The sequence below is a fragment of the Metapseudomonas resinovorans genome (assembly GCF_002003485.1).
Lineage (GTDB): Bacteria > Pseudomonadota > Gammaproteobacteria > Pseudomonadales > Pseudomonadaceae > Metapseudomonas > Metapseudomonas resinovorans_D.
This window is the reverse complement of sequence record NZ_BDMA01000090.1, coordinates 1-16,714: the sequence shown is the minus strand read 5'-3', so window position 1 is coordinate 16,714 and position 16,714 is coordinate 1. Positions and strand designations below refer to the sequence as shown.

At 64.2% G+C, this 16,714-nt stretch carries 14 protein-coding genes; 7 read left to right on the top strand and 7 right to left on the bottom strand.

The annotated features are described in order from the left end of the window. Window positions 1-2: 2 nt before the first annotated feature. Window positions 3-1,193: a type II secretion system F family protein gene (locus tag MnOB_RS25470; protein WP_077527369.1), complete on the top strand. Its 1,191-nt coding sequence runs from the start codon at window positions 3-5 to the stop codon at window positions 1,191-1,193. 28 nt (window positions 1,194-1,221) lie between these two features. Here MnOB_RS25470 and MnOB_RS25465 read toward each other — a convergent pair whose 3' ends face one another. The 3 genes from MnOB_RS25465 to pdxR form a co-directional block, all read right to left on the bottom strand. Beyond that, window positions 1,222-1,542 carry a DMT family transporter gene (locus MnOB_RS25465; protein WP_077527327.1) on the bottom strand — a complete coding sequence of 107 codons (321 nt, stop codon included), beginning with the start codon at window positions 1,540-1,542 and terminating at the stop codon, window positions 1,222-1,224. Window positions 1,543-1,602: 60 nt separating this feature from the next. Continuing rightward, window positions 1,603-2,055 carry a carboxymuconolactone decarboxylase family protein gene (locus MnOB_RS25460; protein ID WP_077527326.1) on the bottom strand — a complete coding sequence of 151 codons (453 nt, stop codon included), beginning with the start codon at window positions 2,053-2,055 and terminating at the stop codon, window positions 1,603-1,605. Between the two features lie 95 nt (window positions 2,056-2,150). Next, window positions 2,151-3,575 carry a MocR-like pyridoxine biosynthesis transcription factor PdxR gene (gene pdxR, locus MnOB_RS25455; RefSeq protein WP_077527325.1) on the bottom strand — a complete coding sequence of 475 codons (1,425 nt, stop codon included), beginning with the start codon at window positions 3,573-3,575 and terminating at the stop codon, window positions 2,151-2,153. Window positions 3,576-3,791: 216 nt separating this feature from the next. Here pdxR and MnOB_RS25450 point away from each other — a divergent pair, with 216 nt between their 5' ends. Then, on the top strand, window positions 3,792-4,373 hold the full coding sequence (locus tag MnOB_RS25450) for an LOG family protein (RefSeq protein ID WP_077527324.1): 582 nt from the start codon (window positions 3,792-3,794) through the stop codon (window positions 4,371-4,373). Window positions 4,374-4,575: 202 nt separating this feature from the next. On the opposite strand, the gene MnOB_RS25445 is transcribed toward MnOB_RS25450, so the two are convergent. The 3 genes from MnOB_RS25445 to MnOB_RS25435 form a co-directional block, all read right to left on the bottom strand. Next, window positions 4,576-5,109 (bottom strand): response regulator, encoded by a 534-nt coding sequence (locus MnOB_RS25445; protein ID WP_077527323.1) that lies wholly within the window; start codon window positions 5,107-5,109, stop codon window positions 4,576-4,578. A 191-nt stretch (window positions 5,110-5,300) separates the two neighbouring features. Beyond that, window positions 5,301-6,731: a sigma-54-dependent transcriptional regulator gene (locus MnOB_RS25440; protein ID WP_077527322.1), complete on the bottom strand. Its 1,431-nt coding sequence runs from the start codon at window positions 6,729-6,731 to the stop codon at window positions 5,301-5,303. Between the two features lie 6 nt (window positions 6,732-6,737). Next, the gene (locus MnOB_RS25435) at window positions 6,738-8,150 is read right to left on the bottom strand and encodes a sensor histidine kinase (RefSeq protein WP_077527321.1); all 1,413 of its coding nucleotides are present in this window, start codon (window positions 8,148-8,150) and stop codon (window positions 6,738-6,740) included. Between the two features lie 387 nt (window positions 8,151-8,537). Here MnOB_RS25435 and MnOB_RS25430 point away from each other — a divergent pair, with 387 nt between their 5' ends. The 4 genes from MnOB_RS25430 to MnOB_RS25415 all read left to right on the top strand — a co-directional run bounded on the left by MnOB_RS25430 (window position 8,538) and on the right by MnOB_RS25415 (window position 13,743). Next, on the top strand, window positions 8,538-9,833 hold the full coding sequence (locus MnOB_RS25430) for a hypothetical protein (protein WP_077527320.1): 1,296 nt from the start codon (window positions 8,538-8,540) through the stop codon (window positions 9,831-9,833). Between the two features lie 42 nt (window positions 9,834-9,875). Then, window positions 9,876-12,080 carry an Ig-like domain-containing protein gene (locus MnOB_RS25425; protein ID WP_077527319.1) on the top strand — a complete coding sequence of 735 codons (2,205 nt, stop codon included), beginning with the start codon at window positions 9,876-9,878 and terminating at the stop codon, window positions 12,078-12,080. A gap of 424 nt (window positions 12,081-12,504) precedes the next feature. Beyond that, window positions 12,505-13,323: an outer membrane protein OmpK gene (locus MnOB_RS25420; RefSeq protein ID WP_077527318.1), complete on the top strand. Its 819-nt coding sequence runs from the start codon at window positions 12,505-12,507 to the stop codon at window positions 13,321-13,323. Window positions 13,324-13,431: 108 nt separating this feature from the next. Continuing rightward, complete coding sequence (locus tag MnOB_RS25415; RefSeq protein WP_077527317.1) at window positions 13,432-13,743, top strand: hypothetical protein; 312 nt, start codon at window positions 13,432-13,434, stop codon at window positions 13,741-13,743. A 242-nt stretch (window positions 13,744-13,985) separates the two neighbouring features. Here MnOB_RS25415 and MnOB_RS25410 read toward each other — a convergent pair whose 3' ends face one another. Next, window positions 13,986-15,431: a high affinity choline transporter 1 gene (locus MnOB_RS25410; protein ID WP_077527316.1), complete on the bottom strand. Its 1,446-nt coding sequence runs from the start codon at window positions 15,429-15,431 to the stop codon at window positions 13,986-13,988. Between the two features lie 390 nt (window positions 15,432-15,821). Between MnOB_RS25410 and MnOB_RS25405 the strand changes: the two genes are divergently transcribed. After that, on the top strand, window positions 15,822-16,658 hold the full coding sequence (locus tag MnOB_RS25405) for an arylamine N-acetyltransferase family protein (protein ID WP_077527315.1): 837 nt from the start codon (window positions 15,822-15,824) through the stop codon (window positions 16,656-16,658). The last annotated feature ends 56 nt before the right edge of the window (window positions 16,659-16,714 follow it).

The following is a 16,714-nucleotide window of genomic DNA, read 5'->3' as shown; positions in this document are numbered from 1 at the left end:
CCATGCGCTTCCAGGTGAAGGCGGTGCGTGGCCAGGCCGGGGTGGTCGCCCTGACGCTGGAGGCGGTTAGCGATGACGACGCCCGTCGCCAGGCCGAATCCCAGGGATTGCGGGTGCTGACCCTACAGGCCGAGCGCGGCTGGTCACCACGGAGCTGGCGGCGGCGCGAGGTATTCCCGCTGCTCCTGTTCAGCCAGGAGCTGACCACATTGCTGAATGCCGGCCTGGCGCTGATCGATGCGCTGGAGAGCCTGGCGGAGAAGGAGGCCGACCCGCAGGCGCGCAAGGTGCTGGGTGCCCTGGTACGGCTGCTCTATGAGGGCAAGTCGCTGTCCCAGGCGCTGGCGCAGTTCCCCTCGGTGTTCCCCGCGCTCTACGTGGCGCTGGTGCAGTCCAGCGAGAAGACCGGCGCAGTGGGTGATGCCCTGGGGCGCTACGTGGCCTATCGCACGCGGATGGATGAAGTGCGGCAGAAGATCATCAGTGCTTCGGTCTACCCGGTGCTGCTGTTCATGGTCGGCTGCAGCGTACTGTTGTTCCTGGTGGGCTACGTGGTGCCGCGCTTCAGCCTGGTGTTCGAAGGCCTGGGTTCGAACCTGCCCTGGCTGTCCCGGGTCCTGCTGCACAGCGGCCTGTTCCTCCACTCGCATCAGGCGGAGGTGTTCGGTGGCGCCGCACTGGCCCTGGTGACACTGGTGCTGCTGCTGCGCCAGGAGAATGTGCGCAGCGCCATCGGCCGCCAGATAGAACGATTGCCGGCAATCCGCGAGCGCATCCAGGTCTATGAGCTGGCGCGTTTCTATCGCTCCCTGGGCATCCTGCTGCAGGGCGGAATTCCCATCCTCACCGCCATCGAGATGGTCCGTGGCCTGCTCGGCGCCGCGTCGCGACCACGTCTGGACCAGGCCGCCGCGCGCATTCGCGAAGGCCAGGCGTTGTCGCGTGCGCTGGAAGAACATGGGCTGTCGACCCCGGTGTCGCTGCGCATGCTCAGGGCCGGCGAACAGTCCGGCAACCTTGGCGAGATGATGGAGCGCACGGCCGATTTCCATGACGAGGAAACAGGCCGCTGGATCGAATGGTTCGTGCGCTTGTTCGAGCCGCTGCTGATGACGTTCATCGGGCTGATCATCGGGGTGATCGTGATCCTGATGTACATCCCGATCTTCGAGCTGGCATCGAGCATTCAGTGATGAGCGCGCCCAACCCGCCAGATGCTCCTCAGTTACTCGAGAGCAGCTTGAGCCCGATGACGCCGGCGAGGATCAGGACAATGCAGAAGACCCGAAGCGGAGCGGCGGAGTCGCCCAGCACGATCATCCCCAGCGCCGCCGTACCCGCAGCGCCGATACCGGTCCAGACCGCATAGCCGGTGCCCACCGGCAAACTGCGGAGGGAGAATGAAAGCAGCACGACGCTCGACACACCGGTGGCGACCGTGAACAGCGCAGGCGTCAATCGGGTGAACCCTTCGGACCACTTCATGCCGAACGCGAAGGCGATTTCCAGAAGGCCGGCGAGGCCCAGTAGTACCCATGCCATGACTGCCACATCCGTTGCGTGATGGAAGGGGCGCCGACCCGTGGCCGGCGCAGTGGGTGATCAGGCCTTGGCAGCCGCAGGCGTCGAGCGGAAGGCGACACCGAAGCGGTTGAAGGCGTTCATCAGGCCGATGGCATAGGTGAGGTCGGCCAGCTCCTTCTCGCTGAACTCGTTGGTAGCGGCGGCATAGTCCGCATCAGAAACCCCGGACTCCGCGACGCGGGTTACGGATTCTGCCCAGGCGAGCGCGGCGCGTTCGCGGGTGCTGAACACCGCTCCGGCCTCGCGCCACACCGGCACCAGCACCAGTTTGTCGACCGCAAGGCCAGACTTGAGCAGGTCGCGGGAGTGCATGTCGATGCAGAAGGCGCAGCCGTTGATTTGCGAAACCCGAAGGTAGGCAAGGTCGACGAGTGCCTTTGGCACGCTGCCGTTCTGCAAGGTGGCGTAGACGTTGCCGAAGGCCTTGTAACCTTCGGGAGCGACGGTGGCGTAGTCGATGCGATGAGTCATGGTGAATCCTCGAGCTGATTGATCAAGGACTTCATCGTCTAGCATCTTGGCCTACCCAAGAAGATCCATGATCCGGCTTGAGTGCTAGGCCATGATCACTCCATCAAGTTCAGGATGCGCTTGCCGAGCCGCTCGGCCGTGGCCTGGGAATCGACGTTGGTGAATCCCAGCAGCAGGGTCGAGGCTTCCTCGCCGTCGCTCATCCAGTCGCTCAGGGCTTCTGCGTAAAGTCCGTCTTTGCGCATGGCCGCAACCAGGTGCCGGTCCGACTGCTGGCCCTGCAGCCGCAGGATCAGATGCATCCCTCCCGGCTGCTCATCGATTCGCACCCGTTTCCCCAGCACGTTTTCCAGGCCTGCTGCGGTGACCTCCCGCCGCTCGGCGTACAGCCTGCGCATGCGCTGGATATGCCGCGCGAAGTGCCCTTCCCGAATGAAGGCGGTCACCACGGCTTGCATCAGCTCGGGGCTGCCCCCGGCAACGATCTGGATGACCTGCTCGAAACGCTCGACCTGGCTTTCCGGCACCACTAGGTAGGCCAGGCGAAGACTAGGCAGAAGCACCTTGCTGAAGGTGCCGGCATAGAGCACGCGTCCATCCCGGTCCAGGCTTTTCAGCGACGGCAGGGGACGGCTGACATAGCGGTACTCGCCGTCGTAATCGTCCTCGATGATCCAGGCGTCATTGCGTCCCGCCCAATCCAGTAGCGCCAGGCGTCGTGGCAGGGACAGCGACACGCAGGTCGGGCTCTGGTGCCCTGGCGTGACCACGGCCGCGCGCGCCCTTGGCACAGCCCGGATTGCTTCGGCCACCCGCATACCGTCCCGATCCACCGGCACAGGTACGGCGGCGATCTTCATCTGCGCGAGGAGCTCGCGCGTCGGTGGATAGCCGGGGGCTTCGACCCACACGCGGTCGCCGGCCTTCAACAGCGCATGGGCGATCAAGGCAATGGTGTGGCGAAAGCCCGATGTCACGAACACCTGGGCGGGAGAGCAGTTGATGCCACGAGCGACCTGGAGGTAGGCGGCGATCTCGGCACGCAAGGCCGGCAAGCCGTAAACGGGCGGATGGACCATGTCCACCGGCTGCATGGCACGCAGGCAACGCGCGCCCAGGCGTGCCCAGATCTTCCTGGGAAACTCATCGAGGGCGGGCAAGCCCATCTGGAACGGCAGGATCGAGTCCGGTCGGAAACTCGGCACGGCAGTGTCGCCAACGGTCGGCAACGGCGGGCTTGCAACCGGCACCCGGGGCTTGAGGTCCGGCGTCACGATGGTCCCCGCCTGACCACGGGCCTGGATGTACCCTTCAGCCGCCAGCAGGGCATACGCGGCGTCGATGGTCCCCCTGGCCAGCCCCAATTCCCGGGTCAGCGCCCGGGCCGAGGGAATGCGGTCGCCCGGCTTCAACGCGCCGCTGGCAATGGCGGCGCGGAAGCGGTCGTAGATCTGCCGGTAGAAGGGATCGCCCGCCGCTGGGTCCAACGGCGCGATGCTGGGAGGGTTTACGGCGGTCATGGACGGGTACGCCCTGCAAGTTGAGCCAGAACAGGTGGGCCATAGTGACCCTGCGCGATGGCTCCGGCAAATCGGCGCGGACCGCCCTCATGGCTCAGTCCTGAAGTGTATTCATGGTTCTACGGGATGATCCATGAAATTCATAGAATCGGACCGTGCGCTGCAGGCGTATTTTTCCTCTTTCCACCTACCTGCTTCCGAGGGGAGTCGTGTCGCATGAGTGAACGTGCAATCAGGACCATCGCCGTATTTTGCGGGTCGAACCATGGCGCGTCGGAAGCGTTCGCTGAAGCGGCCCGGGCACTCGGCCAGGCACTGGGAAGCGCTGGAATCGACCTGGTCTACGGCGGCACCACCAAGGGCCTGATGGGGGTGGTGGCCGATGCCGCGCTGGCAGCCGGTGGCAGCGTCCATGGCGTGATCACCGAAAGCCTGCACCAGCGTGGACAGTCACACGCTGGCCTGACCCGGCAGGAAATCGCCCGTACATTGCCCAGCCGCAAGGAACGCATGGTCGAGCTGGCCGATGCGTTCATCGCCCTGCCCGGCGGCATCGGCACGATCGAGGAGCTGATGGAGGTCTGGACCATGAACCAGCTCGCGGAAATCGACAAACCGGTGGGGCTGCTGAATGCCGACGGCTTCTTCACGGCCTTCCTGACGTTCATCGATCACATGGTCGACACGCGGTTCCTGCCAGCAGCGCATCGTCATTCGATTTCGGTGGATGCCGATGCCCATGCGCTTATCGACAAGCTTCGCAGTTACTCGCGGGTCGACGTGCCGAAGTGGTTGTAGTGGGCGCCTCAGCAGCGCGCTGGTAGGCCGAAAACGAAAAAGCGCAGGTCAGTGCCTGCGCTTTTTGTTTCTGTCTGGCCTCGGTGCCAGCCTGAAGCAACCCTCTCCCCCAGCCCCTCTCCCTGAAGAGGAGAGGGGTGACTCGCGCGGGTGAGGCACAAGCAATCCTGAGGGCAGGCAGCGGCCTGAATCTGAGGGGACTTTATGTGCCTTTCTTGATCTGCTTCAGGGGCTCTTCGGAGCTTGCGGCGGGGCGGCGGCGGTCGGAGAGCACCCAGGCGCCGTCATACAGCTTCAGCGGGAAGTTCACCTCGCCACCGCGACGGCGGTCCACCTGGACGGGTTGCTCGGCCGGCGATTCCTGATCGCGCAGGGCGGCAGTCGGTAGGCCGTGGAGCACCACGTTGCCCAGTTCATGCAGGGGGAATGGCTTGAGGAGGATGATGTCGATCTTGCGCTCGATGGCGCGGTTGCACACTTCGATGCTGGGATGCGCGGTCATCAGCACCGCTTCGCAGCTGTGCAGGGTGCGCATGGCATCGAAGACCTCGAAACCGGTCATGTCGGGCAAACGATAGTCGAGCACAAGCAGGTCGGGCTTGAAGTTCACCACGACCTCCAGGGCGATGGCACCGTTGGCGGCAGTGCGCACTTCGCAACCGAGCATTTCCAGGTAGGTCTGGAAATTCGCGGCAAGGATTTCTTCATCGTCGACTATCAGTACTTTCTTCGTCACTGCGGCTGCTCCCCTGTCAGGAGATCGGACGACGGCCAGGCTGACCGCTGATTGCATCCCTGCACATTCCGAGCCAAGGCTGCATCGACCCGCCCGGGTCGATGATTCCTAGAGTCTAGATCGGCGGAAAAGTTTCACCATCCCCATAACCCCCTACGTTGGCCGGGGGATTCCCCTGGATCGGGGCCATTTCAATGTTGCTGCCGGTCGGGCCGTTCCAGGCCAAGCTTGTCGATCCGGTAGCGCAGCATGTCGCGGGTGAGGCCGAGCATGCGGGCGGATTTGGAGATGTTCCAGTCGGTCTTGCCCAGGACCTTCACCACCAGGTCGCGCTCGGCATCGGACAGGCTCATGTTCTCGTCGTCCAGCCCCAGCGGACCGCCGACCATCTGCGGAGGAGCCGATTCGGTGACGCCAACCCCGGCCAGCAGGCCGCGGCAGATGGTGAGCTGGTCCGGTCCGATGAGGTTGCCCGGCGCCAGCAATACCGTCTGCTCCAGCATGTTACGCAGCTCGCGCACGTTCCCCGGCCAGCTGTAGCCCTTGAGCACAGCCCGGGCTTCCGCACTGAAACGCAGCCCCGGCTTGCCGTAGCGCTTGCCATGCTGGGCGACGAAATGCTCGGCCAGGGTCAGGACATCTTCACCACGGGCGCGCAGCGGCGGCACCTTGATGGTGATGATGCGCAGGCGGAAGAACAGGTCGCGGCGGAACTTGCCCTCCTGGACCATCTGCTCGAGATTGCAGTTGGTGGCGCTGATGATGCGCAGGTTGACCTTGCGCTCGCGCACCGAACCCAGGCGACGAATGGTGCGGTCTTCCAGCAACTTGAGCAGCTTGGCCTGGAGCAGCAGGTCGATCTCGCCTACCTCGTCGAGGAACAGGGTGCCGCCATCAGCCGCTTCCACCAGGCCCACGCGGCGGTCCTTGGCGTCGGTGAAGGCGCCCTTCTCGTGGCCGAACAGTTCGGCCTCCAGCAGGTGCGAGGGAATCGAGGCGCAGTTGAATTCGACGAAGGGGCCCTTGCTGCGTGCACCATCGAAATGCAGCGCGCGAGCCACCAGTTCCTTGCCGGTCCCGGTCTCGCCTTCGATCAGCACCACCGGCAGGTCTTCCCCGGCCATGCGTTCCTCGGCGCCGAGTACCTGGCGGACCATGTCTTTCATGGCGCGCACGGGTTCGGAGTCGCCTATCAGCCCGGCGAGCCCGGAGTCCTGGGCTTCACGTTGCTGGTAAAAGGACAGGCGCTGCTCCTGTCGCCGCGCCTCCAGCACCTTGTCCACCACCAGCTTCAACTCGGCGAGCGCCACCGGCTTGGTCAGGTAGTCGGTGGCGCCGGCCTTCATGGCTTCCACCGCGCCCTGCACGTTGCCGTGGCCGGTGATCATGATGACCTTGAGCTGCTCGTCCATCGCGCGGGCCCGACTGATCAGGTCGCAACCGCTCATGCCGGGCAGGCAGTAGTCGGTGAGGACCAGGTCCGGGTGCTGCGCCTCGATGATCGGCAGGGCCTCTTCGGCCGAGCTGCAGACCATGACGTCGAACTGGCGCCGTTGCAGGTAAGTGCAGAAGTTGTCGGCCAGGATTTCGTCGTCTTCGACAATCAGAATGCTATTGCCCATTTGTTGTTATCCCCCTGCCGTGGCCCTGAAGGTCAGGTGCACGTTGGTACCGGAATTTTCCCGGCTATCGATGCTGACTGCGCCACCAAAGCGCTCGACGATCTTGCGCACCAGCACCAGGCCGACGCCCAGCCCGCCACGCTTGGTGGTATGGAACGGTTTGAAGGCCATCTCCAGCATGGCCGGCGACATGCCGCTGCCGGTGTCGCTGACGGTCAGGGTCAGCAACCGGCGCTGCGTATCCGGCTCCAGGCAGATGGCCAGTCGACCGCCGCGCGGCATGGCCTCGATGGCGTTGGAAAGGACACTGCCCAGCAGTTGTTGCAGGAGTACCGGGTGGCTGACCACCTTGGGTGCGTGGCGGGTCTGCCAGTCGACCTCGATGCCGGCATGGCGGATCTGCGGTTCGTAGGCGGCGAGGGTTTCTTCCAGGGCATTGGTGAGGTCCACCGGTTCCTGGTCGCCGGCCAGCGGACGCGCTGACAGCAGCAGCTCGCGCACCCACTTCGACATGCGGTCGACCTGGGTGATGATGTCGCCCAGGTTCTTGTGCAACGGCCCCGGGTCCACTTCGAGCGCCAGCTCGGCGCTGGAGCGGATGGACGCCAGCGGGTTGCGCAGGCTATGGGCGACGGCGGTGGACATCTCGCCGAGCAGGGCCAGGGTTTCGTTCTCCACCAGTTGCCGCTGCTGGTCGTCCACCAGACGCGAGGCATGGCGCACGAACCAGAACAGGCTGAGGTAGATGACCGCGCCGCCCACGGCCGTGGCGATCCAGAGCAGCACGAGTCCGCGGTTCATGCGGGCGATCAGGTCCACCGGTTCCTTGTAGATCTCGATGATCGAGAGCACTTCGCCCCGGCTGTCCACCAGCGGGATGAAGCTTTCCAGATAGAGGCTGTGCGGCACGCGCATGAAATAGGCTTCGGCCGGGCAGGCATCGGGGCCGTGATGCTCGGTGGTCACCGTGTTGCGGCTTTTGACCGCTTCGCTCAGCTTGGCGCGCTCCAGCGAATGGCCACCCACCAGCTTCGGATTGGTCGACCAGATCACCACGCCATCGGGCGCATAGACATTGGCCAGCAGCACATCGGGCAGGCGCACGATGTGGTCGAAGAACTCTTCGTGGGATTTCACCAGCTGTTCGTGGGAGACGCCAAGGCGCGCGCCATCGACGCGCTTGTCGAGGAATTCACCGAGGGTCAGGCCGGGGGAGAAATTGCCGTGGATGACTTCGACATCGGCGATGGACTTGATGAACTGGGCGCTGAGCATGGCATCGCGGTCGATGCTCTCGCGCATCAGGAAGCGGGTTGCCGCCGAGCCGAGCAGGACGGCCACCACGACGATGATCACCAGGCTCACCAGGGAAAACCAGCGGAACAGATTGAAGGGCTTGCTCACCAGCGCCATCTTCATCGAAACCTCCCCGTGTTTGACCGTCGGATCGCTCGCAAGGCGGGCGTAAAAAGGGGCCTCCGGCCGGGTCGGCAACTCCTGCGCCGACTGCGGGTAGTTATAGCGCAGGCCCCGTAATTCGCGGTCCTACCGTTCAGCGGTCGCCGAACGGTAGGGACGGAAATTCCCCATTTCCCCACCCACTTTTCACCCACTTCTGGGTTACCAGCCCCCAGAGCCGGGAAGTCCTCCCCACGACTTATTTCAAGATGTTTCAGACACCAACCCCGAACCAGAGCGCCGGAACCGCTCTGGCATGGGGTTTGCGCCCTCTTCCGGTCAACGACGGGCCCCTTGCCCATCGGAGCCTGACAAACGGCGAAGTTCATCGACTGGAAGGGCAACACCATGCACAACGCACTGCCGAAACTCGCGCTCCCGCTATTGCTCGGACTCACGGTCGTCCCGGCCAAGGCCGGTCTCTACGCGGTCGACCAGACCACCTACACCGAGGCGAACGGATTCTTCGCGGCCTGGTACCAGGACACCCACGGCCGCGCCCTCGACCTCTGTCTCTCCAAGGCACAGAGCACCCGCGTTCCCGGCTCCTTCATGTGCAACCTGCTGCCCAATCCGGGGGTGTTCGACGACACCCAGCCGATCGTCTTCCCCACCAATTTCCCGGACGAGGCGTTCTGGTTCACTGGCGATGCCGCCATCACCGACGCCACCACCGGCATCGACTTGCTGTACGTGTCCGCCCTGGAGGCCGCCTTCAGCGGCGAGCTGCCGGCGGTAGGCGAGCAGATCAGCTTCGCGCGCGTCCGCATCCGGGTGACGGTGCCGGTGGCCGGTACCTACACCATCACTCACCCCTATGGCGTGGAAGTGTTCGATGTGGATACGCCCGGGACTCGCGCCATCAACCTGACCCGCGACATCGGCATCACCACGCCGGGCGAATTCAGCGGTGCATTGAAAGGCGACGTCGGGCCCTTCCTGCGCTCGGTGAACGGGCCCTATGTGGAGGTCAATCCGGTCACCAGCCTGCCGGAGTCCTTCATCGGCGACCCGAACGTGCTGGAGGAAGTCACCGGCAGCCCCTACGGGACCAACTTCGTGCGCATCGAAGGCCCCAATGGCCTGCGCGCGGAAACACGGCAGTTCGCCATTTCCGGCAAGTTGTCCCAGGTACCGTTGCCGACGCCGCTGATCGTCGAGCGCGCCACCTATTCCACCGGCGGCACGGGGGGAGCCACCCAGCAGGACTTCTTCACCCTGGCCCCGCCCGCTCCGGCCACCGTGCGCTACACCGATACCGCCGGCGCCAGCGGCGCCATGCTGGGCAGCGCCACCGGTGCCTGGTACGGCCAGTCCGCGGCCACCCCGACGGCCAATGGCAACCTGTCCTTCACCGCTGACAACAGCGCAGCCATTCCCAGCAGCACCGCCACCACCAAGACCGCCCCGCTGGTGGACCTGGTGACCATCAGCCGCGCCGAGTACAGCCTGGCCACCGGCCGCCTGACGGTGGACGCCAGCTCCAGCGACCAGACCGGCCAGCCGGTGCTGACCGCCGAGGGACTGGGCCAGTTGATCGCCGGACACCTGGATCTCCCGGCCGGCCTCATTCCACCGGCGACCGTCCACGTGAACTCGGCCAATGGCGGCTCCGATACCGAAGAAGTCCTGATTCTCCCCTGAGAACAACACTCACCTGCCGCAGGCGGGTGAACGGAGGCAGTCATGTTCAGATGGCCAGGAATACTCACCCTGTTGCTGGGTGTGCTCATCGGCGCCCCCGTTGCCGAGGCGCAACTGGCGGCGGTGGACCCAGGTCCCTTCACCGCCGCCAGCGGCTACTTCCCGCGCTGGTACCAGGACACCGAGGGCGCGGCCCTGGAGCTGTGTCTGTCCAAGGCCCGCAGCTCGCGCGCGCCCGGCAACTTCATGTGCACCCTGCTGCCGACCCCCGGCATCTTCGACGACACCAAGCCCGTCGCCTTCCCCGGCAACTTCCCGGATGAAAGCTTCTGGATGCTCGCCGAAGCCAGCATCGACGATCCCGGCAATGGCCTGCAGCTGGATGCCTACGTGGCCGGCATAGAAGCGGCCTTCGCCGCCGAAGTCCCGCGCCTGGGCGATCAACAGAGCTTCGCGCGCATCCGCATCCGCGTGACGGTTCCGGTGGCCGGCACCTACAAGGTCATCCATCCCTATGGCGTGGACACTTTCACCGTCACCGCGCCCGGCCGCCGCGCCATCAACATGACCCGCGACATCGGCATCGGCGCGCCCGGCGACTTCAGCGGCGCCCTGGCGGGCAATATCGGTCCGTTCCTTCATCGGGACGGGCCGCTGTACACCGAAACCAACCCGGAAACCAATGAAGTGGAAACCTTTATCGGCGACCCCAACCTGGCCGAGCCGGTGGTGGGAAGCCCCTTCGGGACCAACTTCATCCGCATCGAAGGCCCCAATGGCTTGTCCATCGAGACCAGCCTGTTCAACCTGTCCGGCAAGCTGTTCACCGGCGGCATCGCCAGCAAGGTCGGCGTCGACCGCGCCACCTACAGCCGCGACGCCCAACGCACCTGGATTTCGGTGTTCGCCAACTCCAGCGCCAGCGCAACGCTGTGCTTCCGCGAAAGCCTCGACCTGGTGGGCGACCCGCCGTCACCCTGCCAGTTCGAGATGACCGGCGATGGCAGCGGCCTGTTCTTCGGCCAGGACCTGGCACCGGCCAGCCTGCCGCCCTTCGTGCTGATCACCGCCACGGACACCAACGCGTCGGCCACCACGCAGACCCAGCAGCTGACCGATATCGTCAAGATCAGCCAGGCCCGCTATTCCTGGCCGAACAAGACGCTGACGGTGGAAGCGCGCTCCAGTGACGAAGTGGAAATCCCGTCCATGGTCGCCGAAGGCTTCGGCCGCCTGCTGCCGGTCAGCGGCGCGACCCAGCGCCTGGTGGCCGCCGGCATCGAACAGCCGCCGGCGAAGGTCACGGTGAAATCGGCTGCCGGCGGCAGCGACACGGAGTTCGTGGTCATCGAAGGACGGCCGGCCAATGTCCCGGCCAACCAGCCGCCAGTGGCCAACCCGGACAGCGCCAATACCACCGCCGGCGTACCGGTGACCTTGGCCCTGACCGCCAACGACAGCGACCCGGACGGAAACCTGCCGCTGATCATCGACAACTTTGGCAGCGTCACCCTCGGCGGCCTTGTGCAGAGCGGCAACGGCTCGGTGATCTACAATCCGCCGGCGCAGGTCGCCACGACGCAGACGCTGACCTTCACCTACCAGATCCGTGACAACCTCGGCGCTCTCTCCGTCCCGGCCCTGGTGACGCTCACCGTGCGGCCGAACCTGCCGCCGGTGGTTGCCAACGACACCGCGACCACCAACGCCGGCGCACCGGTGACGATCAACGTGCTGGCCAACGACGCGGACCCGGAAGCCAACCCGATGACGGTGGTGAACCTGACCGCGCCGCCCACAGGTCGCGGCACGACCAGCACCAACGGCACCACGGTGACCTACACCCCACCGGCAACGGTGACCACCGCCTTCACCGTCACCTTCAACTACCAGGCGCAGGACTCCATTGGTGCCACCTCGCCCCAGGCAACGGTGACCGTGACGGTGAACCCGGCCGCAGCCGCCGACACCCTGGCGATCACAAAGGCTGACGTGAAGGCAGGTTCCAACAACCGCTTCTCCTGGGACTTCGAAGGCACGACCTCGCGGCCTGCGGGCAACCAGATCCGCATTGAAGTCGCCAGCGCCCAGGGCGTCGTCCCGCTGGGCACCGCCGCGCCGGGGCCGAATGGGAAGTGGAGGTTGTCGGTGAATAACTCCACCGCCGTCGTTCCCGCGGCCAACCCCAGCGTTACCGTGCGCTCCACCTTCGGCGGAGTGCGCACCGGCACCATTTCCGTACGCTGATCGCTCAGCTCCAGTTGCCCCCTGCCGCGCCATGCGGCTGGGGGATTTTTTTGTTCTGCCGCCGGACAGGCCTGAGGAATCCTGATGCATTGGATATTCGGCCCGGCACCGATGGTGGATAAAAAGAGCGTTATCCACCCTACGCACTGACTGGCCCTGTAGGGTGGATGGCGCTTTTCCATCCACCAGCGGCGCTATGCCTGCCAAACCGCCCCATAGTTGTGCACATGGTCAGCTTCCAGCAGTCGGGAAATCCTGGCGAACTTCGCACAACCGCTTGAAAAACCCCGCCATCGCCCGATAATCGCGCGCCCGGTCGTTTGCCCAGAGCATCCTGGCGCCCTTTTTGCTCGCCGGCAGACCTGACCAATCAGACAAGTTCTACGCAGATAGACACAGCTAAAAACCACTGGAGCCAAACCCGATGAACCGCGTCTTTTCTTCCCTGATGCTCGCTGGCGGCCTGCTGGCAGCCGGCAATGCCATGGCCGACGGCCCCCTGCTCTGGCAGGACAACAGCCTGACTTACCTCTATGGCAAGGATTTCCAGATCAACCCTGAAATCCAGCAGACCTTCACCTTCGAGCACGCCAGCGGCTGGACCTTCGGCGACCTGTTCATTTTCGTCGACCAGATCAACTACAACGGCGAGGAAGACGCCAACGCCGGCAAGAACACCTACTACGGCGAGATTTCCCCGCGCCTGTCCTTCGGCAAGATCTTCGACCAGAAGCTGGAATTCGGCCCCATCAGCGACGTGCTGCTGGCGGCGACCTACGAGCGCGGCGAGAACCGCAACCAGAACTACCTGATCGGCCCGGGCTTCGACCTCAAGCTCCCCGGCTTCGATTACTTCCAGCTGAACTTCTACTACCGCAAGCCCGACGGCATCACCAACTACCCGTCCGGCCAGTGGCAGGTCACCCCGGTGTGGTCCTACACCATTCCGGTGGGTAATTCCGACGTCGTGATCGACGGCTTCATGGACTGGGTGTGGAACAACAAGGACGCCACTTCCGACCGTCCAAACGACCTGCACGCCAACCTGCACTTCAACCCGCAGATCAAGTACGACCTGGGCAAGGCCATGGGCTGGAGCGCGGTGAAGCACTTCTACGTCGGCGTCGAGTACGACTACTGGAAGAACAAGTACGCCATCGACGACAACAGCTTCCTCGGCGACGACATCCTCGGTGGCACCGACCAGAACACCTTCAGCCTGCTGGCCAAGGTGCACTTCTGATGATTGCGGGGCCCGGCACATTGTCGGGCCCTTCTGTCTTGCGCCATGGAAAAGGCGGGTGGAGAATGCGCGGCAGTCCCAGCCTGCAGTCAGAAAAGGAATGTTCCGATGGCCAGCGACAGCGCCCAAGCCTCCTCGCACACCCGCGGTGAGAAACTGGTCTCCAGCGCCTGGATCGCCCTCGGCATCATCATCCCCTTCAGCTGCCTGTTCTCCGACGAATCCTTCGACTTCTCCGCCAGCCTGGCGCTGCTTTCCCTGATCACCCTCTGCGCCGCCTTCGCCTGCTGGCCGAAGCTCTTCATCACCCCCATCAACTACCGCAAGCTCTGCGACGAAGTGCCCCGCAACAGCTCGATTGCCATGGCCGTGTTCGTCGGCCTCACGGTGCTGCGCGGCTTCGTCGAACTGGTGGCCTGATCTCTTCGGCGCGGTATCCCGTAGGTTGGTGCGGGCGGCGTTCCGTCAGAGCGCAGCGAAGCCCAACATTCGGAAGCGACCTTTGCGTTGGGCTTCGCGTAGCTCAGCCACAACCTACCTCAACGAGCTACGACTCCTCCTCCGTAGGATGGCGTAGAGCGAAGCGAAACCCATCAGCCTCAGCAGCATTCCCCCAAAGAAAAAGCCCCGCACTTGGCGGGGCTTTTTCATCGCGGGAGCGATCAGGCGCTGGCGGGAGCCACGCCGATGATCTCGGCCCGGCTGCGCACCAGTTGCGGCAGCAGCGAACCCACGACCATGCCCATCCAGCTGAACAGCAAGCCAGCCAATTGCGGCGGCCAGAAATCGGTTTCCTGATAGGTCATTTCCAGCAGCCCCCAGGAGCCGAGGCCGGCGAAGATGGCCAGCAGTGCGCCCTGGGTAGTGGCGCGCTTCCAGAACAGACCAGCGAACAGCGGCACGGCGGCGGCGACCAGGGTCACCTTGTATGCGTTGCCGACCATCTCGTAGATGCTGGAGTTGGAGTTCAGGGCGAACAGGCCAGTGGCGAAGGTCATCGCCAGCACGCTGCAACGCATGGCCAGCAGGGCCTGGCGGTCAGTCATGTCGGGGATGAAACGCTTGAGGATGTTCTCGGTGAAGGTCACCGACGGCGCCAGCAGGGTGCCGGAGGCGGTGGACATGATCGCCGAGAGGATGGCGCCGAAGAACATGATCTGGGCGAACAGCGGGGTGCGTTCCAGGATCAGGCGCGGCAGGATCATCTGCGAATCCTCGGCCAGCCAATGCTGCACCATCGCCGGGTCGATCATCTTGGCCGAGTAGGCGAGGAAGATCGGCAACATGCAGAAGCACAGGTAGAAGCAGGCACCGGTCATGGAGGCGCGGGCAGCGATGTTCTCGCTCTTGGCCGACATCACGCGGGCGTACACGTCCTGTTGCGGGATGGAGCCAAACATCATGGTCACTGCGGCAGCGAGGAAGGCGACGATGTCCTTGGCCGACGTACCGTGAATGAAGGCGAACTTGCCTTCGTTCGCGGCCTGGCTGATCACGGCTGCAGGGCCGCCCGCCATGTCACCGACCAGCCAGGTCAGGTAGAACAGGCCGACGACGATGATGATCATCTGCAGGAAGTCGGTCATTGCCACCGACCACATGCCGCCGAACAGCGTGTGCAGCAGGACGATGAAGGTGCCGATCATCATGCCCTGGGTGGTGGTCAGGGCGCCGTCGGACAGCACGCTGAAGACCACGCCCAGCGCGGTGAGCTGCGCAGCGACCCAGCCGAGGTAGGACGCAATGATCACCAGACTGGTGAGCAGTTCCACGTTCGGGCCGAAGCGCTTGCGGAAGAAGTCACCGATGGTGAGCAGGTTGAGGCGATAGAGCGGACGGGCGAATACCAGGCCCACCAGCATCAGGCACCCGAAGGAGCCGAAGGGGTCTTCGATGATCCCGGCGAAGCCTTCTTCGAGGAAGGTCGCGGGAATGCCCAGCACGGCTTCCGAGCCGAACCAGGTGGCGAACACCATCGCCACGACCAGGGGGAAAGACATACTCCGGCCGCCGGAAGCGAAGTCCGTGGAGTTCTTGACGCGAGTGGAGGCGTAGAAGCCGACAGCGACAGTGATCAGCAGATAGATCGCAACAAACCAGATAAGCATTTGTTCTTGTTCCAGAGGCACGCTCGTCGAGGCCGGAAAAAACCTGGGAGTCCGGAGTTCGACTGACGGAGTTTTTGTTATTGACGCGGAAGGGCCCGATACAGCGCGAGGCAGGCGGGTACCACGGAGGCGCAGTCTGCCAAAGACGTAAAATATGTCAAACAATTACCGCGCCGATGAGCAAAAAAATCGACAGGATGCGTGCCTCATTGCAGAGCAGCCAGACTCACAAAGCCTTGAATTTAAAGGCGTCGTAACGTCAGCTTGTGACTCGTCAGTTTTTTATTTTTTACATGCACTGTTTATTAAGAACGACACCAAACTACCGTTCATCGTCAACAGGAAGTCATCTGCTAGCATCCAGGCGTCATCGTCATGGAGCCTTCGTGCATGTACGCGCTGAACCCGCAACAGACTGAGTCCTACCTGCGTCACCTGGACATCCCCGCTCCGCAGCAGCCCGACCTCGCCAGCCTCGACCGCCTCATCGCCGCCCATCAGCGCCGGGTGGCCTTCGAGAACGTCGATGTCCTGCTCGACCGCGCCGTTCACATCGATGCCGATGCGGTATTCGCCAAGGTGGTGGAGCGCCAACGCGGCGGGTACTGCTACGAGCTGAACAACCTCTTTGCGCGCCTGCTGCTCGCCCTCGGCTACCAGCTCGAACTGCTGGGGGGCCGCGTGCGCTGGGGCCTGCCGCTGGATGCGCCGCAGACCATGCTTTCCCACCTGATGCTGCGTGTGCTGCTGCCCGAAGGCCCCTACCTGGCGGACGTCGGCTTCGGCTCCGCCACGCCCTGGCGCGCCGTGCCCCTGGTGGGTGAGATGCCCGACGACCTTCCCTACCGTCTGCGCCCGCAGGAGGATGGAACCGGTGAGGTGCAGCTGGAAAACTTCCGCACGGAAAGCGGCTGGGCGGCCTGCTATCGCTTCGGACCGGAGGTGAACGCCTGGGTCGATTGCATTCCGCGCAACTGGTACACCTCCACCCACCCGAACAGCGTATTCCGGCAGATGCTGATGACCGCTCGCAGCGAAGGCGAATGGCGCCTGACCCTGGCCAACGGCACCTTCAACAAGCGCCACCGCGATGGCCGCGTGGAAAGCCGTCGGATCGAGGATGCGGCCGAACTGGTCGAGGTGCTGAGAAACGACTTCCTGCTGAACCTCACGGACGACGAGATCGAGCCGCTTCGCCAGCGCCTGGATGGCCTGCTCAACGGCTGACGGTAGGGTGCGCTGCGTGTTCAGCCGGGGGACATAGGTAACGGGTGTCGGGAGAC